The sequence below is a fragment of the Nitrospirillum pindoramense genome, assembly GCF_007827955.1.
In the GTDB taxonomy this organism is placed as follows: Bacteria; Pseudomonadota; Alphaproteobacteria; order Azospirillales; family Azospirillaceae; genus Nitrospirillum; species Nitrospirillum amazonense_B.
Genome location: NZ_VITR01000026.1, coordinates 18,596 through 41,533, shown reverse-complemented (window position 1 = coordinate 41,533; position 22,938 = coordinate 18,596). Strand labels below are relative to the sequence as shown.

General features: G+C 55.7%; 24 protein-coding genes. 8 read left to right on the top strand and 16 right to left on the bottom strand.

Going from position 1 to position 22,938, the window contains the following annotated elements; translation table 11 throughout:
* The first annotated feature begins 472 nt into the window (after positions 1–472).
* Positions 473–2,353, top strand: coding sequence for an AAA family ATPase (locus tag FBZ90_RS26645; RefSeq protein WP_145736563.1), 1,881 nt, complete (start codon positions 473–475; stop codon positions 2,351–2,353).
* Positions 2,354–2,419: 66 nt separating this feature from the next.
* Here the strand turns inward: FBZ90_RS26645 and FBZ90_RS26640 are convergent, their stop codons facing one another.
* On the bottom strand, positions 2,420–2,755 hold the full coding sequence (locus FBZ90_RS26640; protein WP_186456065.1) for a helix-turn-helix domain-containing protein: 336 nt from the start codon (positions 2,753–2,755) through the stop codon (positions 2,420–2,422).
* A gap of 157 nt (positions 2,756–2,912) precedes the next feature.
* Complete coding sequence (locus tag FBZ90_RS26635) at positions 2,913–3,554, bottom strand: tyrosine-type recombinase/integrase (RefSeq protein WP_145736559.1); 642 nt, start codon at positions 3,552–3,554, stop codon at positions 2,913–2,915.
* 214 nt (positions 3,555–3,768) lie between these two features.
* Between FBZ90_RS26635 and FBZ90_RS26630 the strand changes: the two genes are divergently transcribed.
* Complete coding sequence (locus FBZ90_RS26630) at positions 3,769–3,960, top strand: hypothetical protein (protein ID WP_145736557.1); 192 nt, start codon at positions 3,769–3,771, stop codon at positions 3,958–3,960.
* A gap of 68 nt (positions 3,961–4,028) precedes the next feature.
* Complete coding sequence (locus tag FBZ90_RS26625; protein WP_145736556.1) at positions 4,029–4,895, top strand: hypothetical protein; 867 nt, start codon at positions 4,029–4,031, stop codon at positions 4,893–4,895.
* Here the strand turns inward: FBZ90_RS26625 and FBZ90_RS26620 are convergent.
* On the bottom strand, positions 4,892–5,983 hold the full coding sequence (locus FBZ90_RS26620; protein ID WP_145736554.1) for a coiled-coil domain-containing protein: 1,092 nt from the start codon (positions 5,981–5,983) through the stop codon (positions 4,892–4,894). The two genes, FBZ90_RS26625 and FBZ90_RS26620, sit on opposite strands and share 4 nt — an antisense overlap.
* Before the next feature lie 370 nt (positions 5,984–6,353).
* Positions 6,354–7,145, bottom strand: coding sequence for a hypothetical protein (locus tag FBZ90_RS26615; RefSeq protein ID WP_145736552.1), 792 nt, complete (start codon positions 7,143–7,145; stop codon positions 6,354–6,356).
* A 157-nt stretch (positions 7,146–7,302) separates the two neighbouring features.
* Between FBZ90_RS26615 and FBZ90_RS26610 the strand changes: the two genes are divergently transcribed.
* From FBZ90_RS26610 to FBZ90_RS26600, 3 genes are all read left to right on the top strand, one after another.
* Entirely contained in the window at positions 7,303–7,569 is a 267-nt protein-coding gene (locus tag FBZ90_RS26610) for a type II toxin-antitoxin system Phd/YefM family antitoxin (RefSeq protein ID WP_145736551.1), read from the top strand.
* 11 nt (positions 7,570–7,580) lie between these two features.
* The gene (locus FBZ90_RS26605; protein WP_145736549.1) at positions 7,581–8,021 is read left to right on the top strand and encodes a type II toxin-antitoxin system PemK/MazF family toxin; all 441 of its coding nucleotides are present in this window, start codon (positions 7,581–7,583) and stop codon (positions 8,019–8,021) included.
* Between the two features lie 84 nt (positions 8,022–8,105).
* Positions 8,106–10,211: an AAA family ATPase gene (locus FBZ90_RS26600; protein WP_145736548.1), complete on the top strand. Its 2,106-nt coding sequence runs from the start codon at positions 8,106–8,108 to the stop codon at positions 10,209–10,211.
* Between the two features lie 58 nt (positions 10,212–10,269).
* Here the strand turns inward: FBZ90_RS26600 and FBZ90_RS26595 are convergent, their stop codons facing one another.
* Positions 10,270–10,674 carry a hypothetical protein gene (locus FBZ90_RS26595; RefSeq protein WP_145736546.1) on the bottom strand — a complete coding sequence of 135 codons (405 nt, stop codon included), beginning with the start codon at positions 10,672–10,674 and terminating at the stop codon, positions 10,270–10,272.
* On the bottom strand, positions 10,671–13,574 hold the full coding sequence (mobQ, locus tag FBZ90_RS26590) for a MobQ family relaxase (RefSeq protein WP_276509119.1): 2,904 nt from the start codon (positions 13,572–13,574) through the stop codon (positions 10,671–10,673). The genes FBZ90_RS26595 and mobQ overlap by 4 nt, the downstream gene beginning before the upstream one ends.
* 173 nt (positions 13,575–13,747) lie before the next feature.
* On the opposite strand from mobQ, the gene FBZ90_RS26585 reads away from it, so the two are divergent.
* On the top strand, positions 13,748–14,044 hold the full coding sequence (locus FBZ90_RS26585; protein WP_145736542.1) for a hypothetical protein: 297 nt from the start codon (positions 13,748–13,750) through the stop codon (positions 14,042–14,044).
* A gap of 12 nt (positions 14,045–14,056) precedes the next feature.
* Here FBZ90_RS26585 and FBZ90_RS26580 read toward each other — a convergent pair whose 3' ends face one another.
* The 6 genes from FBZ90_RS26580 to FBZ90_RS26555 form a co-directional block, all read right to left on the bottom strand.
* Entirely contained in the window at positions 14,057–14,746 is a 690-nt protein-coding gene (locus FBZ90_RS26580) for a DNA methyltransferase (protein ID WP_145736540.1), read from the bottom strand.
* Between the two features lie 9 nt (positions 14,747–14,755).
* Positions 14,756–14,965 carry a hypothetical protein gene (locus tag FBZ90_RS26575; protein WP_145736539.1) on the bottom strand — a complete coding sequence of 70 codons (210 nt, stop codon included), beginning with the start codon at positions 14,963–14,965 and terminating at the stop codon, positions 14,756–14,758.
* A 216-nt stretch (positions 14,966–15,181) separates the two neighbouring features.
* A complete protein-coding gene (locus FBZ90_RS26570; RefSeq protein WP_145736537.1) occupies positions 15,182–15,676 on the bottom strand; it encodes a zinc ribbon domain-containing protein in 495 nt (164 codons plus the stop codon).
* A 68-nt stretch (positions 15,677–15,744) separates the two neighbouring features.
* Entirely contained in the window at positions 15,745–16,419 is a 675-nt protein-coding gene (locus FBZ90_RS26565; protein WP_145736535.1) for a hypothetical protein, read from the bottom strand.
* Entirely contained in the window at positions 16,416–17,996 is a 1,581-nt protein-coding gene (locus FBZ90_RS26560; protein WP_145736534.1) for a type IV secretory system conjugative DNA transfer family protein, read from the bottom strand. The genes FBZ90_RS26565 and FBZ90_RS26560 overlap by 4 nt, the downstream gene beginning before the upstream one ends.
* Positions 17,986–18,333 (bottom strand): hypothetical protein, encoded by a 348-nt coding sequence (locus tag FBZ90_RS26555; protein ID WP_145736532.1) that lies wholly within the window; start codon positions 18,331–18,333, stop codon positions 17,986–17,988. The genes FBZ90_RS26560 and FBZ90_RS26555 overlap by 11 nt, the downstream gene beginning before the upstream one ends.
* Positions 18,334–18,667: 334 nt before the next feature.
* Between FBZ90_RS26555 and FBZ90_RS26550 the strand changes: the two genes are divergently transcribed.
* Complete coding sequence (locus tag FBZ90_RS26550; RefSeq protein ID WP_145736530.1) at positions 18,668–19,732, top strand: hypothetical protein; 1,065 nt, start codon at positions 18,668–18,670, stop codon at positions 19,730–19,732.
* Here FBZ90_RS26550 and FBZ90_RS26545 read toward each other — a convergent pair.
* From FBZ90_RS26545 to FBZ90_RS26530, 4 genes are all read right to left on the bottom strand, one after another.
* Entirely contained in the window at positions 19,710–20,060 is a 351-nt protein-coding gene (locus tag FBZ90_RS26545; protein ID WP_145736528.1) for a hypothetical protein, read from the bottom strand. The genes FBZ90_RS26550 and FBZ90_RS26545 overlap by 23 nt on opposite strands.
* Before the next feature lie 488 nt (positions 20,061–20,548).
* Positions 20,549–20,872: a contact-dependent growth inhibition system immunity protein gene (locus FBZ90_RS26540; RefSeq protein ID WP_145736526.1), complete on the bottom strand. Its 324-nt coding sequence runs from the start codon at positions 20,870–20,872 to the stop codon at positions 20,549–20,551.
* 8 nt (positions 20,873–20,880) lie between these two features.
* Complete coding sequence (locus FBZ90_RS26535) at positions 20,881–21,768, bottom strand: RNase A-like domain-containing protein (RefSeq protein WP_145736525.1); 888 nt, start codon at positions 21,766–21,768, stop codon at positions 20,881–20,883.
* A gap of 105 nt (positions 21,769–21,873) precedes the next feature.
* Entirely contained in the window at positions 21,874–22,770 is an 897-nt protein-coding gene (locus FBZ90_RS26530) for an ArdC family protein (protein ID WP_145736524.1), read from the bottom strand.
* Positions 22,771–22,938: the final 168 nt, after the last annotated feature.

The following is a 22,938-nucleotide window of genomic DNA, read 5'->3' as shown; positions in this document are numbered from 1 at the left end:
TCCGGAAACAGCAGGTTCGGCCTCAGCAATCGAATCCTACGTGATTCCAGGGCCTTAGCCTATGCCCGCCAACCCTGGTGAATTATCCAGGCTAATGTGGAATAGGCGGCGAATGAAAGCAGCCCGTGCGGGACCGTCAAAGCGGCTCACTTCCGCGCCTGCGGCTTGTGCAGTAGCACCCCGTAAACGGCGCTGCGCGGCCTGTGACAGCCCTTGTCCTAAGCCTGCTCCCTCCTTCGCACCATCGCGCAATGAAGTGCGTGGAAGCCTAGGAGGACATCGTGACCGTTATCGAACTCGCCCTGATCCTGAACGCATCAGCCCACCTCGTCGCTGCAATTTCTCAGCTGATCGCCACCCTGCGTTCTCCGTGAGCCACGCTGATGCCGCGTGCCTATCACTCGTTCATCACTTCTTTGTTCTCATTGTGCCCGATTGGGCATAGCCTATACTACCAAAGCGTCGTTCACCGATGGCACTAAAGCTAAAACGGTTGCATTTGCGGCAGCCAAAAACAATGGGAGAGGATATGTATATAAAATCCATAGAAATTGAGAATGTTGGCCCGCTCAATCTCCTGAATATCCAATTCCCCACACGCAACGGCAATCCCGTCCCAGTCATTCTAGTTGGAGAGAATGGTTCCGGGAAAAGTATCGTATTATCACACGTGGTAAACAGTTTAATTGTTGCCAAGCATGAGATATATGAAGACACAGAAGTTGAAAAAGGTCGTGTATTTAAATACAGAAGCCCAGACTATGTTAATTCTGGTTCATCTTATTCATATTCATCGGTGGAATTTGATAATAATATCAAAATTGTGGAGTGGCAGCTGAACGCCACCCGGAAAAATTTTGAGGAAAAATTGAATTTTTGCCCATCGAAAAAAGATTGGGGGAAAATACCAGAAGATGAGTCTTCATTCTTTGACACAAATTTTCACGGTAGAAAATCCGATGTTGAAGGCTTATTTTCTTCTCAATGCTGTCTTTATTTTCCAGTTAATAGATTCGAGGAGCCTGCATGGCTAAACAAAGATCATTTACTAATAAAATCATCATATTCTGAACTTAAGCACATATCCGGATATTCAAATAGGAATATTATTTGTGAATCTCCTCTTAAGAATAATATGAACTGGCTTCTTGATATATTATTTGATCGCGCAACTCTCGAAATCGTCATAAATCATACAAATCCATCTTTTTTCGCATCTGGCAATCAACTTGCCGGATCACCGCTTCCCATTTTCTCTGGTTATAGTGGGACATCTACCACTATATACGAAACCATTATAAATATTCTGCACACTCTTTTCCGGAGTAGCGCCCGTCTACGCTTTGGCATAGGTAACCGATCGCGTCGAAGGGTATCAGTCATAAGAGACGATAAGGTTTGGATTCCCAATCTTTTTCAATTATCCACCGGAGAGACGCAGTTATTAAATTTATTTCTATCTATAATTAGGGATTTTGACCTAACAAATAAGCCGATTAGCGCAGTCTCCGACATAACTGGCATCGTTATAATCGATGAAATAGATGCACACCTTCACACCATTTTACAGAAGGAAGTTTTGCCAAAGCTAATCCGTTATTTCCCAAAAATTCAGTTTGTTATTACATCTCATTCCCCTCTATTCCTAATCGGAATGGAGGAACAATTCGGGTCAGATGGCATTCTAATATATAATTTGCCCACTGGGGTTCAGGTCGCGGCCAGCGACTTTTCGGAATTCACGGCAGCCTACGAAGCATTCAAAGAAACCACCCGTCACAGAGAGGAAATAGCACAAGCTATACAGCATAGCTTAAAGCCTCTTATATTCGTGGAAGGTGATTACGATGTTAAATATATAAAAAGGGCCGCAGAACTTCTTGGAAAGAAAAATGTTATGGATATGATACAGATAAAAGACGGTGATGGATTCGGTAATCTTGATAAGATTTACAAGTCTTTCGACAATCCGATGTCTGGCGCAATACAAAATCGGCTTTTACTGCTATATGATTGCGATACAAAAAAGACAAATATCCAGAAAAATCGTATCTTAAAGCGGATCATACCATCCATTACGGAAAATCCCATAGAGATTGGGATCGAGAATTTACTACCCGCCAAGACAATTGATAAACTTGAAACAAATAATCCAAGATTTATTGATATTCATGTCGAGTCCACGATGAGAATCAGAGGTGAGACGAAAATAATTCCACATAGAAAATCCATAAATAAAGACGAAAAGGGTAATATATGCAATTGGCTGTGCGAACATGGAACCGTCGACGATTTCTTAGGTTTTTCCGTCATATTTAATATCATCGAAGATTTTATCTCCGCTGACCTTTAATTACGACCACTGCTTTGGGACGGGCGGGGTGAATGCGGTATTTTATTTCAGTGACGATTTCACACTCTACTTTTCGACGAAGCGACTTATCCGGGCGAATAGGATATCAACAGCGAGCGGCTTTAGGGAGCTGACTTCTCTCGGGGCATCATCAGGTTCTTTATGGAAAGGCTCCGCCTCCATCCCCTCCAGAAAATACGTGATCGGTACGCCTAGTGCCTTCGCCACTTCGTACAGCGTAGAAACGGCCATACGGTTGATACCCTTCTCGTATTTCTGCACCTGCTGGAAGGTGACGCCGATGGCCGCCCCCAACTCCGCCTGGCTCATGCCCAAGGAACGCCGCCGCAAGCACAGGCGAGCACCGACATCCCTATCGATGGCATGGGGGCGGCGGCTCATGGTCCTTTCCTCTTGCGGCCTAGCCCTCGCGCACACGGCCATAAATCGCCGATTAGCAGCACGGCGGGGGAGAACAAAATCTCCACGAACGCCCACGCGAACCGCAGCGCCATCGCTGCCTCGCCTACTGCGTGTCGGATATGATTGCGGGGCCTTGTCATCCGCATTCCCTCCATGGGGTGGGCGAGGACGCCCGCAGTGCGGCGCGGGTCATTGGGCGATGCAGAAGCCCCCGCCAAGTGCGCTCCGCAAACTGGCGTTGCTCTGCCCCTACCGCTTGGACATAAACCATGGTCGTGTTTAGGCTCGTATGCCCCATCCATCCTTGCAGCGTACCGGGCGGCACCCCTTCGAGCACCGAGCGAATACCAAAGGCGTGGCGCAGCCCCTTGGGCGACGCCATCGCGCCACCAATTCCAGCGACCTCCATAGCTGCCGCCACGAAACGCCACGCCGTGATGCGGGTGATGGGGAACAAGCGACCATCGGTTCCCGGCACAAGCGCCAATAACATATCCATGACCTCGGGCGGCAATAGCACCGCTCGGAACACGGTCTTGCGCTGTTTCAGGGTACGGAACACTACCCGGCCTTGCTCCGCGTCGAGCTGGTGGAGACGCACACTGATCGCCTCGGAAATGCGGCAACCGCTGAACACCAGCAGATAGCACAGCGCCCGATACAATGGCGCGAAGCGGTCGGCCGCCTCAAGGAAGCGGATGGTTTCCGCACGGTTAAGGTACTTTCGTCGCCCATCCGCGTCGTAAATTTGCCAATCCAGCGTTGCTGGTATCGCCATCGCGTTCACCCTCCGTTGTGTAACAAAATCGGCAATAGGGTTTCAGCACGGCTTACCCACTCTAGGTAAACTGCCATACCCAAAAATAACTCTAAGCATATGTAGCGATATTGAGCCAGAAACCATAATAATAACAACGGTCGAAATGTAACAAAATTGCCGATAGTGTTGCATGATGTCATCATCTCCGCGCCCGTTACTGCGGAGAACTGCGATGGAAAATGTCTATGACGTTACCTTGAGTACCGGCGAGAGCTACACCGTCACCACCGAAAAGCACCACGACGACCACACGGATGAGGGCTTCAAGCGTCACCTGCGCGAGGCGATCAAAACGGTGGCGGCCAATGTGATCGGCGGAATCATCATCCACGAATACCACCTGCGGCGACCCGCGAAGCGGTGAGAGCCACGCTCGGGGCGGGCGTGGCCGGTTGCTTGCCCGCCCCTTTTTCCATGAAGGGACATATTACCATGCCCATGCAATATGCGGTGCTGGCGCGGCTGGCCGTGGCAGGTTGCAGCCTGTTGGCCGTCAATTCCGCTTCTGCGCAGCCCGCTGCCGCCGCGAATGTGATGGAAATACAGTCAAATATAAATCTTCATCAAACTGTCACACTCAAAAGCGTTTATTCGCCTATAAGTAGTAATGAGGAAACACCTCAGCAACGCACAGAACAAATTGGGAGAACAGCCATGGGACAACCGGCAAAAACCAGCACTTCTAACTTCGATCAACGGGAAACAGATGTATTTATTAATCACACCGTAACCGACCCTATCGTTTTTAACGAGGCTCGCAGGGAGTGCCTGAGCGGTGCAATCCTGAAGTGGGAAAACCCAGAAAATGGCCGTTTGGACAGCACCAAGTTATGTCTTGCCGTGCTGGAAAAAAGTGCCGATGTGCAGCGCGCGCCCGAAGATGATCGGGATTTGAAACGGCGCGGCCTACTCGGGCTCTATGAAGGGATTCTAGGTCAGAAAGGCTTGCCGTCGAACGTTGCTCAGGCGCGGCGGCTGGTGGAAACCATCAACGCGGTCTCATTGGCTCCCGAGGTGCGTAATAGTGAGAACACCGTGACGTTCCAACTGTCGGACAAGCAAAACGTCCCGTTCAATACCTTTCCGGCCGCGTCGCTTGATGCCGCCTTCACCAGCACCGTGCTGCAAAATTACCAAACAGGCAAAATGCCAGCTCCCTCGAACATGAGCGACGCGACGCTGGATGATGTCACCCGCGCCTGCTTCCATAACGCGCAAACCAATGGCGCTTGCCACGATGCGGGTGTAGCGCAGGCTGGGAAATATCTCAGGAAAGCTAAAACGGCGATGGGCTATTAAATCTGGCGCACCTGGCCGGATGAATTTGGTTGTATGGTCACCGTGATGGTGGTCGGTACTTTCTGATCGGCTTGGCTGGCCTCCGCCACGTCGAACTTCGTCATGGGTTCTTCCTGCAAATGGATCACCAGCGGAGCAGGCGTCTGCACCGTAGTGGGTGATGCCGCCGCTACGGGTGCTTGCTTCTCTTCGTCACTCGGGGTCGCGCCTGCTGGTGATGTTTGCTTGCTCGGTTGTTTGAGTAAATTTTCGACCTGACCTTCATAGAAAGTCGTTTTTCGCTGCGCATTTTTTACATCTCGATTTTCCACGATACCTTCACGCTCTTTGGCTAAGCGCTTTTTATCCTCTTCGAGTTCTTTCGTGGTCAGCTCGCCCCGCGTCACCAGCCGTTGCTCCGCTTCGATGAACAACTGCGTCGCCTTATCGAAGCCCGCCAGCGCCTTAGCAAACGCGTCCTTCTGCTCTCCAGCAATGCCCTGCGCCTCTTTGGCCAGATCATCGCGGCCCGTCCGGTGCGCCTGCTCAGCAAGCGCCCTCGCCTGCTGCTCCGCAAGCTTCTGCATCTGGGCTTCGAGGTCACGGGCAGTCGTGTCATCACCATTGCGCTTGGCCTCCTCTTGGGCTTTGCGCAATTCGGCCATGCGGCCATCATCCGGTAGGGTAATGCCGAGTTCCTTGGCCATCGCTTGCAACCGCTCCTCGTTCTTGTCGAGCGTCGCCATCCGGGGTTCGGCTTCCTTCCTCAGTTCGTCGATACCAGCGCGGTAGACGGCATCGGTTTCGTAGAGGTGGCGCTGCCTACGGGCCATTGCCTGCCGCTCCGAGGCTTGCTCAGCAGCTTGCGCGGTCGCCTCCGCCTGATATTCCTGAATCAGCGCAACAAGTTCGTTGCGGGCTTGCTCGGGGGTGATCTGCTGGGCGCGCACCTGTTCCCGCAGTTCCTGCGCCTTCGCGGCCAGCGCCGGGGGAACCTCCAGATTGGCCGCGATGTCGGCGGCACGCGGCTTCGCCCCGGCCTCGGCCAAGCGCACGCCCTCCGGCAGGGATACACCCTTGGCATCCATGTCACGAAGGGCCGCCTGCATGGCGGCTCCTGCGTCCGAACCAGCTGCCATATTCTCACCCGTGCGGGGTATGTTCGTTTCTGTTGTCATGAACCTACGTCCAAATTTAATGAGAACGTGGTTTGCTAGAGCGGGCGCTGTTTCGCGCCCTTACCAATAATATAAGGCAAAACTGCTAATAATTTATTAATTCCGGGAGAATAATCTGAAATATTTATTGGCCGATTTAAGATTTTATTAACCAATTATCTGTATTTTCATTCTTGGTTTTGCCTGATGCTACGCCTCATGTTTTGGCCCTGTATCCGGCATGGTTTGCTAAATGACTGGGGGGTGGGGAACCACCCCCTTTTTTGTCTTGGGTGAAAGCATCACGCGACGGCCAGCCCCATTAGTGCAGGACTATCGCCTCTTTCAGCGTACTGGCGGGCTTTGCTGTAAGCTCGTCCGGTTCGGTGCCCGGCGTAACGGCGGGAGGCGGGGCAACAGCGCGAGCGTCGGGATTCGGCGGCAAATGGCGCAATTTTACCACGATGCCGAACGCAAACATGCTCGCCAGCGCTTCCGCTTCCTTATGCCATTTCTGCCATACATCCTTGGATAAAACCGTAGAGGCGGGGCTATGGAGCGCTCCCGTCGCATTTGCGGTAAGGGTGGCCAGCCGCCCGAGAAGGTCGGTCATAGTAGCGACGACTTCTTGATCCGTCTTGCTGCTAGAGCCCAAAATTTCCAAATATCGCTGGTGAAATTCGACGTTCCTCACCCATTTCTGTAGCTGGATAACAAATTTCAGATGCTCATTTATATATGACCCGAAATGCTCTTCCTTGTTCTCTTCGTAGTAGAGCTTATATGTCATCCTATCCAGTTCATGAATCCCAATAAGCGGCTGAGTCATAATCTCATAATATTCAATTAGCTCAGCGTATTTCCCATTTTCTTCCTCAACAATATGAGTCTCAGCACGAGCAAGAGTATCTATTGCGGCGCACAGTACATTGCTGAGAGCATCGATAATATCTCCCATCTTGCCTACGGGGTATTTTGAATCCTTCGCGCTGCACAGGAGATGCGGCCGATGTCTTTCCATCAAGGCACAAAGGCGATGCAGACGGACCAATTGATCGGCACGTTGCTTTCTGAGAGCCTTTTGAACCGCCTTCACTGTCTTTTTCTTTGCCATACACAACTTTTACTTTATTAATATAGTTCTTATACCATTAATTAGTTAATTTTCCGTTGCCGTGATAAGCCTCGGCAGACGTAGGGTTGACGCCCAGCTTGACAATTTACGTGAAATCCGTAAAATACTCATTATGCGTAAGGACGGAGATAATACCATGGTCGCAGTGACTGCCACAGAATTTGCCAAGAACTTTGGCCGCTATCGGGAAGAGGCCCAGCGGGAACCCGTTGCCATCACCACCCATGGCCGGACGAGCGGCTACTTCCTTTCCTCCCATGAGTATGAGGAATACAAGCGCCTGAAAGCCTATAGCCGCCGCGCCTATCATGTCAGCGAGCTGCCGGATGACATCGTGGAAGCGATGAAGACGGCGACCATGGACCCCGTGCACGATCATCTGAACACCTTGCTTGATGATTAATCCATAGCGCCATGTCTTTTCCCACCCCGCAAAACGGCCTGGTCATTTCGTATAGCTATCTGTGGCGGGATGAGGCGCGGAAGGGGCTGGTGGAAGGCCGCAAAAACCGCCCCTGCGCCATCCTGCTGCTTGTCCAGAATCCGGAGGGCGGTAAACCCACCGTCACCGTGGCCCCGATTACCCACACCCCGCCCGCCGATCCCAGCGTGGCCGTTGAGATTCCTGCGACGGTGAAGGCCCATCTGAAACTCGACGGCGAACGCTCCTGGGCGGTGCTGGACGACCTGAATGTGTTCACCTGGCCGGGCTACGATCTCGCCCCGGTGCCAAACACCAAAGACCGCTATGACTACGGCCTCCTGCCGTCCAGGCTGTACCGCCAGATGCTCGATAAGGTCATCGAACTACGCCAGCAGGGCCGGGTGGCACCGACGCCCCGCGACGACGGGTGATAGAGAAACGGGATCGTTTAGCGTATATTTCCGCCCATTATGCCGTTAGAACGGTTTTTGTTAGATATAAGGGAGGGCACAAATATGGGCGACTACTCAATCATAATCGGAAATTGCAACAGCATCGAGAGGGCACAAATCAATATTTCCGAAGGAACTCTAAATATAAAGTATGGGCCGAATGGATTGGGAAAAAGCACAATTGCACGTGCCATCATCTCATCAATTACAGATGACGGGTCTCTCCAAAATTTGAAGCCGTTTAAGTACAGAAAAACACCTGATCAACACAATCCCGAAGTGCGCGGCACCGAAAATATCCGGTCTGCTTTGGTATTTGACGATTCCTATATCTCTCAATTTGCCTTTCAGAAAGATGAAGTTCTCAAGAATAGCTTTAATATATTTATAAGGACAGAGACATTTACCGCCACAATGGAAGAAATCGAAAATCTATTCGTCGGTATTAAATCTTCTTTTAGTGGAAATGAGGCTCTTGATAGTGCAATCGCAGATTTGAAAGAGGTTCGTGATGCCTTCGGAGTTACAAAATCAGGCACGCTTTCTAAATCTAGCAAAGGCTTTAAAGCGTATGGCTTAGGCAACAAGATTGAAAATATTCCGCTACAACTCAAACCCTTTGAGGCTTTTATCAAGAGCGACCAGCCTGCCAATTGGATTTTGTGGCAAGCAAAAGGTAATGCATTCTTAGATTTGTCCGATAATTGCCCATATTGCGCATCAGATATAAAAGAGCCCGAGAGAAAAGAGATAGCTAAGCAGGTTTCCAAAGAGTACGACTCTAAGTCCGTTGAGCATTTAAGTGCACTTCAAGCCATCATCAGTAGACTTGGAAAATATTTTGAACAGAATTGCAGGGAATCACTTGAAAGGATAACAAAATCGAAAATAGAACTTTCTCCTGAGGAAACCAATTTCCTTGGATCTCTTCGCGGAGATGTCGAGACGCTCATAACGAAGCTAGAAAGCCTTCGATCCATATCTTTTTTTGCCCTTCGAGACGTTGATAAGATTGAAGATGCGATTGCAAAGCTGAAGATCGATATTAGCCTTCTCTCAAAATTAAACTCACCAGATACGAAGTCAGTCGTTGATCCTATAAATGAGAAACTTCAGGAACTCATTGGACAAATCGGCGATTTAAAAGGAAAGATAAATAAACATAAGAGCCGCATAGAGAAGTCAATTGTTGAGAATCAAAAAAGCATTAATGGATTCCTCGAATCTGCGGGATATAAATACAACGTAGTTATCAATCCAGAAGCTGATTCCTACAAAATGAAGCTCATGCACCGTGACTTTGATGAGCATATAGAATCCGCCGCGCAGCACCTTAGCTATGGTGAGAAGAACGCTTTCGCCCTCATCCTATTCATGCATCAAGTCATAAGTGAAAATCCAGACCTTGCGATATTGGATGACCCTGTTTCTAGTTTCGACAAGACCAAGAAATTTGCGATTTTAAGTGAGCTTTTCCGTGGGAAAGCAAGTTTACGAAACACTACTGTTCTAATGCTTACACATGACATTGAACCGGCAATTGATATTATCCGAAGCGTAAAGCGTCTCTTTCAACACCCGAAACCCGCAGCACATTTCTTAAAATCAAAAGGGGGAGTTGTTACGGAGACGGAGATCAAGGAATCAGACATTCAAACTTTTGCACAGATATGCGCAGAAAACGTCGGCAGTTTGTCTGACGAGGTAATCAAGTGCATTTATCTTCGCCGCCACTTCGAGATAGTTAATGATTTGGGGGAGGAGTACGATTATCTCTCAAATCTTTTGCATGGAAGGGAAACCCCGATCCGCAAGACTGCTACTGGTGATGTCCCTATGACCGAAGGCGAAATAGCGCTAGCAGTTACGGGTATAAATAAATTTATCTCTGGTTTTGATTACGACGCAATTCTGGCGATCATCAAAAACAAGGCGGAGATGGAACGCAGATTTCAGCAGGCAACTGTTGGCTACGACAAGTTGCAGCTATTCAGAGTCCATAAGGACGTCCATCAAACTGTAGATGATGGCGATAATGTTCTTCAGAAATTCGTGAATGAATCATTCCATATTGAGAATGAGTATGTAATGCAGCTCAATCCACATAGGTTCGATAATGTGCCAGAGTACGTTGTCCATGAATGTGATCGGGTGATTTTCGGGAACTAGCGTGAGTGATTCACTGGCACCACGTCAAGTTGACGGGCAAAAATTTTGCACCCGTCACCTATTTCGGCAACCGGCTGCCCGCCGCCGTATCGGTGATGGCCATCTGGCGAATGACGGGTTGGCCCGGCACGGCGGGGCGACCGTCCTGCACGCAGATTTCCTTAAGGAAGCCGCCCAAGAGGGCGTGCAAGATGACCAGCAGGCCGCTTCCCTGAATGGTTATGGCCCTGCCGTTGTCGGTGAAGCTCAGGAACTCGGCTCCCGCCCGCGATTCCAACTGGATGTTGGCGAGGCTGTGGTACAGGAAGGCGTTGACCTTGCCACCGGCCTGAACGGCGGCGAAGCCCATCTGGGTACGGCTCACCGTCTTGAAGGCGCGATAAACGCTCGGGTCTTCCGGCGGCTCTTCGGCAGTCGGCCCCTGTTGCTCAAGAATGTTCTTGAGGAATCCGCTACTGCTCATGGGTCGATTCCGCCGATCTCCGGCTTCATACCTGCCTCCGGCCCGTTCTTCGGTGACGGGCTTTTGTTAACTATATCAACTTCTGGTTGATTTTTCCAGTTATCATCCGGGCTCGGCGTGGGATTCATCCATGCCCGCATCCACTCAAACCGCCCCTTCGGGTCGCCCCTATCGGTCGCGGCGGGCGGCGGGCTGGCCGCAGCATGGCGCATGGTGCGCTCATGCACCAGGTCGAACGCATCCACCACTTGCTGTTTCAGGGCGCTATAGCGTGTCGCCGGCGCATCCTCCGGGGTGGCTGGCGGCGGCGGCAAGGCCACCGGCACAAACTGCGAGGCGGCGCGGTTTTCCTCGGGTCGGCCCATCTGGCGAGCGAGCTGGTCGAGATCGGCAGCGCGGGCCTTCTCCGGCGTCCAATGCTGCTGCACATAGCCGACATAGGCGGCGATGTCGTAGCGCTCACCCCAGGCCGGGTAGGTTTCCGACCATGCCTTGTAGGCCAGTTCCGCCCGTTGCCGCTGGCGCTCGTCCAACGCCCCAAGCCCGCCTTGCTGGGCGTTCCATGAATTGTTCTCCGGCAGGGCATCACGGCTGACGAACAAGTGCAGGTTCTCCGCGTGCCGGGTCGCGCCGACATAGCTGGTGGCGGCGCGCTCGGTGCCGCTATGCAGGCGGTAGGCATCATCCACCGTCGCCCCTTGCCCCTTATAGACGGTGCCCGCGTAACCATGACGGAAGCTGTTGAATTGCCCCGCCTGCGCATCGTCGCCCACGGTGAAGGACATCAGCCGCCCCGGCTCGCCCTTCTTGCCGTCGAGTTCGACGGTGACGCGCTCCCCCGTGATGTCGCGGATGCTGCCCACCACGCCGTTGGCAAGCCCAGCCTCGCGGGCGGTCTTGTGGTAGGCGCTGCCAGTGAACTGGATGCGGTCGCCGGTGGCGAACGCAAACGGCCCCTCGGCGGTGCGTAACAAATGATCCACGCCTAACTCGCCCCGCTGCCGGTGGACGGCGCGTAGGGCCTGATTGACGGCCAGCGCATCCGCGTTGCTGTGGGTATACGTGAAGCGCTTGTGACTGGGGCGCTCGGCCACGTCCTTCGCATACTGCATGGCCAGCGCTTCGCGGGCATCCTCCCGCGTGCCGCACCAGTGGATAGAGCCCAGCGCGTCGAACGTTCCCAGCGCCTCGCGGAACCGACCTTCATGCATGGCATTGAAGGCGCCGCGCTGCTGCTCGGCCTCGGGGGCGCTGTCCTTGATGCGTCGCACTTCGGAAAGCTCGGATACCGGCGTTTGCTCCTGCGCGCGGATCGCGCCGAACAAGCCGCCGCGCTGGAACGCGCTGGCTAGCTGCTTGTCATCACCGACAAGAATCACCTTGGCGCGCGCCTCGTAGGCGTGGCTCAGCAGGTTCACCATGTCGCGGGTCGAGAGCATGGCGGCCTCGTCCACCATCAACACCGTGCGCCCATTCCACCCAGCGCGGCCTTTGGCGACATCCTGCAACGCGCCCGTGATCGTGCGTACCTCGCCAAATCCATCGCGCTTCAAATCCCGTATCACCTTGTTGGTGAACGACAGCCCCAGAACGCGATTTCCTTCCGCCTCGTAAGCCTGGCGGATGGCGTTCATGGTGTAGCTTTTCCCCGTTCCTGCTTCACCGGCGATGACCGCCAGACCCTCGGGGCCGGTGGCGCTGGTGAAGGCGGCGTACTGCTCGGGGCGGATGCTGCCGAACTGCCCGCGCTCCATCACCGCCGTGCGTGTGCGCGCCGAAACGCCATGGCGGCGGTCGCGGGCAAGCGATGAAGCCGCCGTGAGTCCCGCCGCCTCATGGCGTAGCACTTTCATGGTGGTGTAGCGCACGATCTTACCGCCGCGCGACTCCGCCAGCCCCACCAGTTCCGGCCTGCGCATGACGGCGCGCACGATCCGCTCGCGCTCGGCCTGGTCGGTGATGGTGCGGCCAAGCCGAGCGCGCAATTCGTTTTCGCTGAAGGTCGAACGCTGCTCCATCAGCGCATCCAGAATGAGGCCGGGATCGTGGGTACGCATGGCCGCACGTTCGGCCTTTATCTCCGCCCGTCGCCGCCGCTTTTCCTCCTCCGCCTTCATCTGTTCGCCCAGCCGCGCATGCTCCGCTTTCAACGCCTCACGCTCGGCATTGGCGGCGCGGGCATCACGGTTGCGGTCGCCCCGTGTAGAGCGTTGGCCGTGCCGCTCAAGGCCGGACGCTTTGGGGCCAAGATGCACGGTGCCCTCTGTGTCCTCGCCGCGGCGCTCGTAGCTGCGATGATCGACGCGCAAGGCGATTCCGGCGCGGGCATAGGCGGCATTCTCGATTTCCGCCCATTTAGCGCGGATGGCCTCGATGTGCTTGCTGCTGGTTTTGGGGCTGTCAAGCACGCGCACCTTGCCGCCGAAACCGGCATCGGTCATGACGCGGGTCGAGGTCAGGACATGCGCGTGATAGTTCCGCTGGTCGCCGTTCTTGTCCGGCGCGTGGATGGAGAAATCGACCACCACGCCATAGGTATCCACCATGTACTGCGCGAACTCGCGGGCGCAGACAATACGCTCTTCCGCCGTCAGTTGATGCGCGAAGGCAAGGCGGAACTCGCGGCCTGTCTTGGCGGTGGAACGGCGCGTGCTGGCATCCTCCGCGCGCTCCGCCTGATTCCACAAAGCCGCCCGATCATAGGCCCATGGCGGCGCACCGGCTGGGGCCATAATCTCCGAGTGAAGGACGCCCTGCTTACGTCTGTAGTCATGGGATAGACCGGTACGCAGGTCGGTGATGCGCGTCCCGGCGCGATACGCGGCGGCGGCCACGATGCCCCGCCCTTGGCCTCGCGTGATGGTTGAAGCGCTGCAATGGTAGTGACTGCTTGTCTCCATCGCTTCCCGCCGGGAGGCCGCACGCATTCCAACGGAATGCTAAAGTGCGCCCTTCGTCTTTCTCGGGATGATAGCACGGCTGCGCCCACGATGCAAAACCATGGGTTGTGATTCAGCTTGTGGCACCCGCTCCGATTTGCGATACTTGACCGAAATAGACGGGGAGTACCCACATGGCACGGAAAACGGCTGCTGACAAGCTCGAAGAACTCAGAAAAAAGAGGGAGGAGCTGGACGCCCGGATTCAGGCCGTCAGCACCCGGCAGAAGAATGAACAGCGCAAAGCCGACACGCGGCGCAAGGTGATCGCCGGTGCGCTGGCACTGGAACATCTGGAGAAGAACTCGGAGAGTGACTTCGCCAAGCAACTGGTGCGGCTGCTGGACGAGTATGTCATCCGCCCGCATGACCGGGAACTGTTCCCGCAACTGCCGGAAGTGATGCCGACCAACAATCAACCGTCGCCATAGACGCGACGCGCGTCACAGCGCGTCGAGCCGCGCCTGTGCAGTACGGCAATGCGCGGCATCCAACTCGATGCCGATAGCCGCGCGTCCCAATTGCCACGCGGCGACGAGGGTGGAGCCGGAACCGCAAAACGGATCGAGCACCGCGCCGCCTTCCGGGCAGAAGGCGGCAATCAACGGTGCCAGCGATGCCACCGGCTTTTCGGTGGGATGATGCCGGTTGCCGGTATAACGCCACCCCAGCACATCGGGCAGTGGTGACGCCGGATAGGACGGCTTGCCCTTCGCCAGCAGATAGGCGGATTCGTGCCGGGCCGCCAGCATGCCGACGCGCGAGGCATAGCGCTTCTGAAACACCAGATGGCCGATGGGGCGGAATCCAGCAGCGCGCCACGCCGCCATGAATTGATCGACGGCACCCCAGCCGTAGAAGCTGACGCAACAGGTATCCGGCTTCAGCAGCCGGTACATTTCCGCGAAGGCGGGACGCAGCCAGGCCGCGTCATCGTCGCCCGCGACGGTGCGGCCCGAACGGTCGCGGTAGCGCATCAGATAGGGCGGATCGGTGAGAATGAAATCGACCGACGCCGTTTCCATCTGCCGCATCCGCGCGACGCAATCGCCGTGATTCACCGTGGCGCTCGGCGACTGCCGGGGAGGGTTCCCCGGCAGTCCGGTGCAGTGGCGATAGGTGAAGTAATCCATCGCCACCCCCTATTCCGGTTTGGGGGTACGCAGCACCACGCGGCCATCGAAGTTGAAGGGCAACGCATCGAGAATGAGGCTGGCTCCCTGGCCGTCCTCGTGGGCGAAAACGGTGCCGATGCGTATCCAGCGTTTGCCGCCGGTCGTGTCGGCGACGTGGAAGGCGTGATAGAGCGGCCCGGTTGCGGTGGTGGCGTTGTCGTTGGTGGTCTTTTTCATGATGTTCTCCTTGGTTGATGGTTCCTGTCCCGAAGGACGGTTCTCACCAACCCGGCGACCACGGGCGGCTTGTCCTCCCCTACACGGGAGCGCAGCGAATGGAGCGGGCCGGGGATGGATCAAGCCACCCGCGCCGGGTAAGGAACCCGGCCAGACTGAGGGCGGTAACAGCCATCCAAGGAGCTAAGGCGGTGAAGCGGCACGACGACGATTGCCCTACTTCCGACGCAGCATGTGGATCAGCCCCAGCGCGCCACCCGGCACGGTGAACAGCCCCGAAATCGGCGCGGGAATGGCCGTGACCAGGCCGATGACCAGCGCCTTGATGAGCGCCGCATGATGGTCGTCGCCGTACCAGTTCTTCTGGATTTTGTAGGTGACGAACCCAAGGACGAGCCCGGCCCCGATCTCAAAGAAATACAGGGTGCCCAGGCTGATGATGGTGCCGCTGAACACCAGCGTGTCCACGATCACGGTGAGGATGGCGACGCGGATGTCCAGCCCAAAGGTCTGCACGAATCCGCCCTTGGTCGGCGGCGGGTTTATGGTGGTCGCCGCGACCGCACCGCCCGGTGCCGCCATGCGATAGGCCGCACCGGACGGCGGCTCCACCGTGGTGAGCGCCATGCGTCCCACCTGGCTTCCGCAATGGCCGCAGAAGGCGGCGGCGGTGGAAGGCAGTTGCTTGCCGCAGTCAGAACAGAACGCCATGGCCGCACCTCTCTGAAGGAGTGTTTCGGGAATGGAGCAGGCGCATCGCATGAGCGCCCGCGAAACCGTCATGCCGTGCCTGATTTCCCCATTGCGCTGAAAACGGTGCCGCCTGAGGCGGGCGCTTTCCCGCCAGCGGCCTTGCGCCGTGGCAACGGCGGCACGACGGCGCGAACGGCGGCGGGGACGATAACGCGAGTGCGCGCCTTCAACTTCCGCCTTGGCGGCAAGGGCAAGGATGGCGGCGGGAACGGCCCCAGCATCTGCGCCAGCACCTGCGACGCCGTGCGGTAGGCGATAGCCAGCCCGGCAAGCGTGATGGCCAGTACGACATGGAAGGTCAGCGGATCACGCAGCGACGGCATGAAGGGCAACAGGCTCTCGTGAACCGGGCGATAGAACCCCGCGACAAGGGCGAGCCCCAACGCGAGCGCCGCGTACTTGGTGCCCCCTTGGGCAAGATGGCGGAGCTTGACCAGATAGCCGCCCGCCATGATGGCGATGCCGCCGATCCCGGCATACAGCACCACCTCGCGTGGATCGCGCGACGGGTAAAAATCCGGCCTGCTGAGCAGCAGCCGGTGGAGCTGGTCGGCGTACCACACCCCACCCAGCGCCAGCAGGCCACCCACGGCATAGCGCGCGCCCGGCTTGCTCAGAAAGCTGAGCAGCGTGTGGGTGAGCGAAATCACCAGCCGCACACTGTACCAGCACCAAGCGATGAGATAGAGGACAGTGCTCATTGCTGCGAGAACTCCGCCAACAGCCAGTGCTTTCCTCCATTGCTTTTCCAAGTCGCCCCGTTGCGGATAACGATGGCATCCACCTTGAATTTGTTACCCGGTCCACCCGTGCGTAGCCGCCAGCTAAACACGTCTGGCGGCACCGCGAATTCATAGCGTTGCTGCCGCGTATGGCTCTCGCCTTGTGTCCTGCTTCGCCCGCCGTCGAAGCCCGTCTGCTCGTCGTGGCGGCTGGCACCCCCACGGCGGTCCTGTGAGTCGCTCGTAGTGTAGATAATCTCCTCCTGGTATTCCTTACCAATGATTTCCGATGCAGAAGTATTCGTAATAATTGACGTATTGGATAAGAAAATTCTTGTACCAAATTTCGAGATAATCGCTTCTGCCTTGTCACGGTTATCCTTGCCGATACGCGCGTAATAGGTCGGCAAATCCTGAGTTAGATAGACGAGGCAGATTTTAGACGAGCGGGCGGTGCTCAACAGGTCGTCGTCGGCGCTGGAAATGAAGAACTGCGCCTCATCCGCCCAGATGAACACCGGGCGCGTGTTCGCGGTGACGGGCTTGCTCTGCATCGCGATGCCGAACAGGTACTTGAACACCGTTTGCGCGACGATGCCGGTAGCGCCAAAGCGCAGCGCCGGAAGGTCGATCACGATGATCTTGCCATCGCGCGCCGCTTCCGGTGTGACGGTGGTGTCAGTGCAGAACAGCTCCCGCAATTTCCCGGTGCTGAACGCGCCGGTGAGGTTGCGCAGGATCGAGCTGACAATGCTGCGCTCGCGCTTGTCGGCGCTGGGGATTTCGTCCGTCCACACGTCTGCATAGATGTCGAAGTCGCCCGCCTCGGGCAGGCTGCCGACCGGCACGCCGCGTTTCGCGGCCTTGGCCTTCAGCCCCTGACCCGCGAGATACACGGTTTGCAGGCAGAACGACGAAATGCCCTGCTGCTTGCCCGAGGTGATGTTTTCAAGTTCCTTCTTCACCTCGTCCATGCTCGTGGGCGCACTGCTCACCATGTCGTAAAGCTGCTTCATGCTGGCCGTGCCATACGCCAGCAACAGCAGCGGGAAAGCGCTGCCCAGCCAGCGGCTGGCGGTGTCGTAGTAGTAGCGGCCTTCCTTGTCGCCGCCGCCGCCCTTGTCGTCGGCGACACGCGCGGCCTCCGCCATCCGTTCCATCAGGCTGACAAGGTTGCGCTCGAACCCCGGCTTGCCGATGGTGGCGGCGGCATAGTCGAGGATGTTGAAACGGTGCCGGGCCGTTTCATCAATCACCACCAGATCGTCTTGCCGCCCACATGCCGCCGCGTAGCTGCGCCAGACATTCGCCTCCTCGACCTTCGCACATAGGACGAGTCCCCCCATCCCGGCAGGCAGGAAAGCACCGCCGCCAAGGGCTTTCCCAACGGCGCTGGATTTACCGGAGCCAGGCGCACCAAACACGGCCACCGACTCGGCGGCGGCGCGGATCGTCCATATGTCGCCCTTGCCGAACTCCAGCAAGGGCGTATCCAAATCCGCATGGTAGGGAATGGGGTGGGATTTGGGGTCGTCGTCGGCGCGCTTACGGATCAATCCCCGGCCCCTCCTCCAGGCCGGGGCCAATGTCCGGCCCTTCGATCTGCGGCGCTTCGATGGCGGGGGCTTCGATAGAAGCCCCCTCGATCACCGGCCCGGCGATGGGGGTGAGGTCGGTGCCGTAGAATTGGGGGAACTGCTGTTCCACCACCATGCCCACCGGCTCCACCAGTTCGACGGCGACTTCCTGCGTGGCCGATGGCTCGGGGCTCACGCCCTTAAGGTCGCCCGTCACCTGACGCCCGAACCACCCTTCTTCCACCAGCTTATGCCGGATGTCGTTCAACGGGCCTTCGTAGGCTTTGGCAACGCCCTGGTAGAACCAGTTTTTCATGGGCGCTTCTTTCGAGAAAATCTAATCGCCACTACAACTATAGAATCGCCCACCCCCGCCGCCCATGATGCCAAACGTGTTACCCCGAAAAATCGGCTAGCGGCTGGAGCCCCAACGTTGGGAAGACACGGCGTGATGTCGTTAAAGCGCGGCTCAGCGCAGTAGGAACCATCGCAAGGTACTTACCTGCTCGTGGGCACTGCGTCGACAAAGATCGAATTGCATTCTCTCAAAGGAAATACGATGCTCTATGATCTCGAATTGGAAGGTGACCAATATGCCTTTCTCACGGTTTCAGCGTCGCCTTATTCTACTAACGCAGTTCCTCCATCATATGGGCAAGGCCGATAAAGATAGTTATCTTTTTGGTACTGGAGGAATTCCTAAGAACAAAATAAATAGGTGGTGGAATGGATTCAAGCCGTCCGATATTGATCGGATAAGAGAACTTATAAAGAAATCAAATTTCCTAGACTCACGTCTCGCAGATATGCTGACTGATGAGGACACTTTTCCGGTGTATCAGTTCTCGGAACTACTAGGATTTGATACGCAAGAAGCCCGATATATCATTGATATGCACTACCACAACACCCAGCCAACATTGGGGCTATATGTCACATCAATGGACAGAGCGCAAATGTTCATGGGCATATATGGCGGAGCTTACTTATTATATAGAATTGACTACAATGAAATAACAAAAGAAAAATTTGGTGATGAAAAAATACTGGTGCGCTGCCCTGTCGTTATCAGGTATCCAGTGCCATACAGCAAAGATTCGCTCAATCTTCTTAAAAAAGGGCATGCAGCATCACCAGATGGCTCCCTTGATAAATTCCACATTCGGGCAAAGCTTTCCGTTCCAGCATATGGATGGTTTGGAAGTTCCGGCGGTTTCTATGGAATCGGCAATTGCCATAAATACGATGGGGTAGTTAATTTATCATTCGGAGAGAATAAGTGTCTTTTCTTTGTTTTCGAGCACAGGACTACAAAAATTAGATTTAATCACACCGACACCATAACTATCAACCTAGATAGCCAACCAGAGACTGATCAAGAAACAGGCTTGCAGTATTTCCGTGGCGTTATGCTGAGCCTAACTCAGGATAAGAAAAGGACTACGTTTCTATCATCAGTTGTCATGATTAAAAGAGCGGACGTCAAAACCCGAGAAGACGTCGGCTCGATCACTGGATATAATTTTCATACGATGATAAAAGACCCTGGTCGGGCAGTCACTGAAGAGAATTGGGAGAAATTCGACGAATCAAGCTTTATGAGCGAAGCGCCGAGAGACTTCCGTGTAAATGAAGTAAAGACGATTGAGGATACTCTTGCGGCAAGACTCCTGAAAACACCATGGAGCAGAGTTAACGTTTTATTGAATCTTTAGGAACAATATTTTCCGCGATTTCGCCACTTGATATAGTCACCTTTGGTGAATAAAATCTTCTACCAACTTCCTGTAAAACCTTTTCAGTATTTTCATACACTTGGTAGTAGTCAGCGGAAGAGATTGATATAACAATGCTGTCGTTCTCGTAATCAACATTTGCACTACAGGGCGGTACAGCACAATCAACGAATTCGCCACCTGACGCTAAATCATTAATCGCCTCAGCAATTGTCTCTGGATGGACCTCATCAGGATAAGTTATACGTATAGAGTGTTCAATTTCTCCGTGCATTGCTTCTGGTATTTTGACATCATCAATCTTCATATGCACCCATTAACAACACAATGAATAGTGTATTATGGCGCATACTACTGCGGTTGTGTCAATCATGAAAATATCTGAGACCTTATCCCAAACGCGAAATCATCTTAGATCATGGGACAGGACTCAGCCCTGACATACATCGCCCTATAGGACCTTCAAATTATGCCGACTGCTAAAATATAGTATTAGCGAGATGCTTGCCTCACACACACTTCACGGAGGCAGCCATGCACCTGGCAATTATAGGCATCATTTACATGATCGCTGGCCTTAAGTACTCCATCCTTCTAAGGAAAGATGATTACAAGAGGCTTCACGCTAGCTTCCATATGTCAGAGCATTCGGCCCATTCATTCATCATTGGGTCCGCGTACATCGTCATGTCCCTGCTGCATTGACGCCACTATCAATGCGACACATGCAGAATTCCATGCCCCTTGGGTATCAAGCCACGTCGATACCCAAGGGGTCCTCCTCGCATTCAGCCTCTATACCGGCAGGCCATTATGTTCGAGGCCCCCGGCGAGCAACCCGTCCAGCCACAGCAGGTAATCACGGGCATGGGTGCCGGGGTCGCGCGCCCAGTCTCCGCGCGTCAGTTCTTCCAAGGCAGCATCCAACCGCTCGCCGTACTGTTTAAGAAAGCGGGCGATATTCTCGCGCACCGCCGCGATTTCCGGCGCGGATGCGTCGGCAATGAACGCCTGCACGGCGTCCTCCAGTTCGGGGCCGTAAATGTCATAGTCCTGATTGAGGTAGCCCCCAATCATCTGCTGCAAAGCGTAAAATTCCTGCTCGATGGCCCGTTGCATGATCGTCCTCAAAGGGTCGGATAAGCGGTCAGGACGAAATACACCCTATTGCCGGAAGTCGCCCGGCGCAAGACCACCACCATCTCACTGGTACGCTGCATCGTCATGGTGGCGCGCGGCAACACCCAGCCAATCGACTGCCCGGCGCTATATTTCAGGGTCAGGGTGCGGCCGCTGCTGGCCGCCCATTGCTGAATCTGCTGGGCGTTCGCCTGCATCGCCTGGCTGATAAATTTCTCCGCGTCCGTTCGGGTGGTGAAGGTGCTGGCCGCCTGCATGCGCGGCTTCTCGGCTAGTCGCCGCTTGAGGTAAATTTCATCTCTGCGCACATGGCGCTCAATGATGTGGCCGCCCGCGTCATCTTCGACGGCGACGTTAATCCAGCCGTTACGGATAGAGATAATCCGCAGTGCCGCCCATTTGGCGGCGATGCCCAGTGGCACGGCGATTTCCACGGCGACGCCCACCTTGTCGGCGGTATCGGGGGAAAGGCCCATGCCTTCGGCGGCGGCACGCACGGCGCGATAGCTCATCGTGTTGTGAGGATCGCCCGTCCACAGGTCATGCAAGCCGGTGTTGACGTTATCCGCCCCGTCGAAGGCTAGCAGCCACCCCGTCACCTTCGTAAGCATGGTCGGTTCGGGTGTGATGATGAGCGCGCCCGCTGCGACATATTCGAGCGCACCGCCGACGATCTCCAGCGCCCCGAAAGCGCGGGTCATGAACCAGCCCGTATCGGCCTCGGTCGGCTCGATGGACAGGCCCCGCAGGATAGCCGCCATCTGCACCGGGGAAATGATGATCGACAACCCGCTTTCCTTCTCGGAGTCGTCGATAAAGTCGAATGGATCGGATGGCCAGAAATGGGGCGCTGGCGGCTGCTGAGCCTGCAACATGGTCTTTCCACCTTCCTATGCCGCCCGGCCGGGCTGTGTCAGCGAGGTTGGTGGGAGTGGTCGTTCTTTCAACGCAGGGGAATGCGATATGCCAAAAGGGGAGGTCTATGCGGCCTCCCCTATATCAGCCTTTGGCTGGCGGGCGTGCATCCAGTCGGCGGCGGCCTGCGCCTTGGCGGCGGCGGTGAAAATGGCGCGCGGGTCGCTGCGCAGCACCTTGAGCCATGACGCGATGTAGGCCGCATGGTCGTGCCGGGGTTCCGGTGTCAGCGCCAAATCGCTGCACAGGAAAGCCGCCCCGAGTTCGGCCACCAGTTCCTCAGCGGCGTAGCTCTCGGAACCAAAGCGACCTTTGAGGTCACGAGCGCAACGGCTGGCGTGCGCCGTCCAGTGCGTCGCCTCATGGGCAAGGGTGGCATAGTAGGCCACGGCATCGCGGAACACGGCGAACGGCGGCAGGTGGATTTCGTCACGGGCGGGGATGTAGCAGGCCAGCGCCCCGCCTTCCTTGATCGTCGCCCCCAGTGCCGAAAAGAACCGCTCGGCATGGTCGATGCGTTCGGCCTGAGGCAACACCGGGATTGCCGGGGCTTGCCAGCCGTCCACCTGCGCGGCGTTGAACACGCTGTAAGCGCGAGCGAACATGCGGGCATGCGGTTGGCCTTCATCGTCGCCCTGGCCTTCGGCCTCGTCGGTGCCGGTGTCGCTTACCTTCCAGAAAACGACGGTCGAGGATTTCTCGCCCTTGCGCACCTGCGCGCCCTTCTCCTGCCATTGCTTATAGGTGCCCCAGATGGGGGCGGCGTATCCGGTCGCCTCAGCAGCCACCCACAACGCCACGGTGTTGATGCCGCGATAGGGCTTACCGCTCATCACGTTCAGGGGCCGGGCAAGATCGCCCTGACTGTGCCACGGCATACGGAAATCACCCGCCCCCGCCTCGATGGCGGCAATGATGCTGTCGGTGATGCGGGTATAAACATTCGGACGGTCGGCGGTCATGGTTCCTTCTCCCTTGAGCTTGAGGTGCGCAGCGCTGCTGCTGCACCTCTGCCCGCCGGGGCGACCGGCGGGGTTGGGAGGGGAGAAGGAAAATCGACAGGGTGGTGCGGGCGCAGCCACGACAAAAACGTCGGCGTTTACGCCGACAACGAAACTGGCGAGCCTCGG

Excerpts from the sequence above, each read along its gene's own strand:
- FBZ90_RS26615 (WP_145736552.1), bottom strand. The coding sequence starts at position 7,145 with ATGGCAAAGAAAAAGACAGTGAAGGCGGTTCAAAAGGCTCTCAGAAAG.
- FBZ90_RS26575 (WP_145736539.1), bottom strand. The coding sequence starts at position 14,965 with ATGAAAAAGACCACCAACGACAACGCCACCACCGCAACCGGGCCGCTC.
- FBZ90_RS26595 (WP_145736546.1), bottom strand. The coding sequence starts at position 10,674 with ATGAGCAGTAGCGGATTCCTCAAGAACATTCTTGAGCAACAGGGGCCG.
- FBZ90_RS26530 (WP_145736524.1), bottom strand. The coding sequence starts at position 22,770 with ATGACCGCCGACCGTCCGAATGTTTATACCCGCATCACCGACAGCATC.
- FBZ90_RS26625 (WP_145736556.1), top strand. The coding sequence starts at position 4,029 with ATGCCCATGCAATATGCGGTGCTGGCGCGGCTGGCCGTGGCAGGTTGC.
- mobQ (WP_276509119.1), bottom strand. The coding sequence starts at position 13,574 with ATGGAGACAAGCAGTCACTACCATTGCAGCGCTTCAACCATCACGCGA.
- FBZ90_RS26535 (WP_145736525.1), bottom strand. The coding sequence starts at position 21,768 with ATGTTGCAGGCTCAGCAGCCGCCAGCGCCCCATTTCTGGCCATCCGAT.
- FBZ90_RS26550 (WP_145736530.1), top strand. The coding sequence starts at position 18,668 with ATGGGCAAGGCCGATAAAGATAGTTATCTTTTTGGTACTGGAGGAATT.
- FBZ90_RS26600 (WP_145736548.1), top strand. The coding sequence starts at position 8,106 with ATGGGCGACTACTCAATCATAATCGGAAATTGCAACAGCATCGAGAGG.
- FBZ90_RS26570 (WP_145736537.1), bottom strand. The coding sequence starts at position 15,676 with ATGGCGTTCTGTTCTGACTGCGGCAAGCAACTGCCTTCCACCGCCGCC.
- FBZ90_RS26630 (WP_145736557.1), top strand. The coding sequence starts at position 3,769 with ATGGAAAATGTCTATGACGTTACCTTGAGTACCGGCGAGAGCTACACC.
- FBZ90_RS26585 (WP_145736542.1), top strand. The coding sequence starts at position 13,748 with ATGGCACGGAAAACGGCTGCTGACAAGCTCGAAGAACTCAGAAAAAAG.
- FBZ90_RS26640 (WP_186456065.1), bottom strand. The coding sequence starts at position 2,755 with ATGAGCCGCCGCCCCCATGCCATCGATAGGGATGTCGGTGCTCGCCTG.
- FBZ90_RS26545 (WP_145736528.1), bottom strand. The coding sequence starts at position 20,060 with ATGAAGATTGATGATGTCAAAATACCAGAAGCAATGCACGGAGAAATT.
- FBZ90_RS26580 (WP_145736540.1), bottom strand. The coding sequence starts at position 14,746 with ATGGATTACTTCACCTATCGCCACTGCACCGGACTGCCGGGGAACCCT.
- FBZ90_RS26540 (WP_145736526.1), bottom strand. The coding sequence starts at position 20,872 with ATGCAACGGGCCATCGAGCAGGAATTTTACGCTTTGCAGCAGATGATT.
- FBZ90_RS26565 (WP_145736535.1), bottom strand. The coding sequence starts at position 16,419 with ATGAGCACTGTCCTCTATCTCATCGCTTGGTGCTGGTACAGTGTGCGG.
- FBZ90_RS26635 (WP_145736559.1), bottom strand. The coding sequence starts at position 3,554 with ATGGCGATACCAGCAACGCTGGATTGGCAAATTTACGACGCGGATGGG.
- FBZ90_RS26555 (WP_145736532.1), bottom strand. The coding sequence starts at position 18,333 with ATGAAAAACTGGTTCTACCAGGGCGTTGCCAAAGCCTACGAAGGCCCG.
- FBZ90_RS26610 (WP_145736551.1), top strand. The coding sequence starts at position 7,303 with ATGGTCGCAGTGACTGCCACAGAATTTGCCAAGAACTTTGGCCGCTAT.
- FBZ90_RS26605 (WP_145736549.1), top strand. The coding sequence starts at position 7,581 with ATGTCTTTTCCCACCCCGCAAAACGGCCTGGTCATTTCGTATAGCTAT.
- FBZ90_RS26620 (WP_145736554.1), bottom strand. The coding sequence starts at position 5,983 with ATGCAGGCGGCCCTTCGTGACATGGATGCCAAGGGTGTATCCCTGCCG.
- FBZ90_RS26645 (WP_145736563.1), top strand. The coding sequence starts at position 473 with ATGGCACTAAAGCTAAAACGGTTGCATTTGCGGCAGCCAAAAACAATG.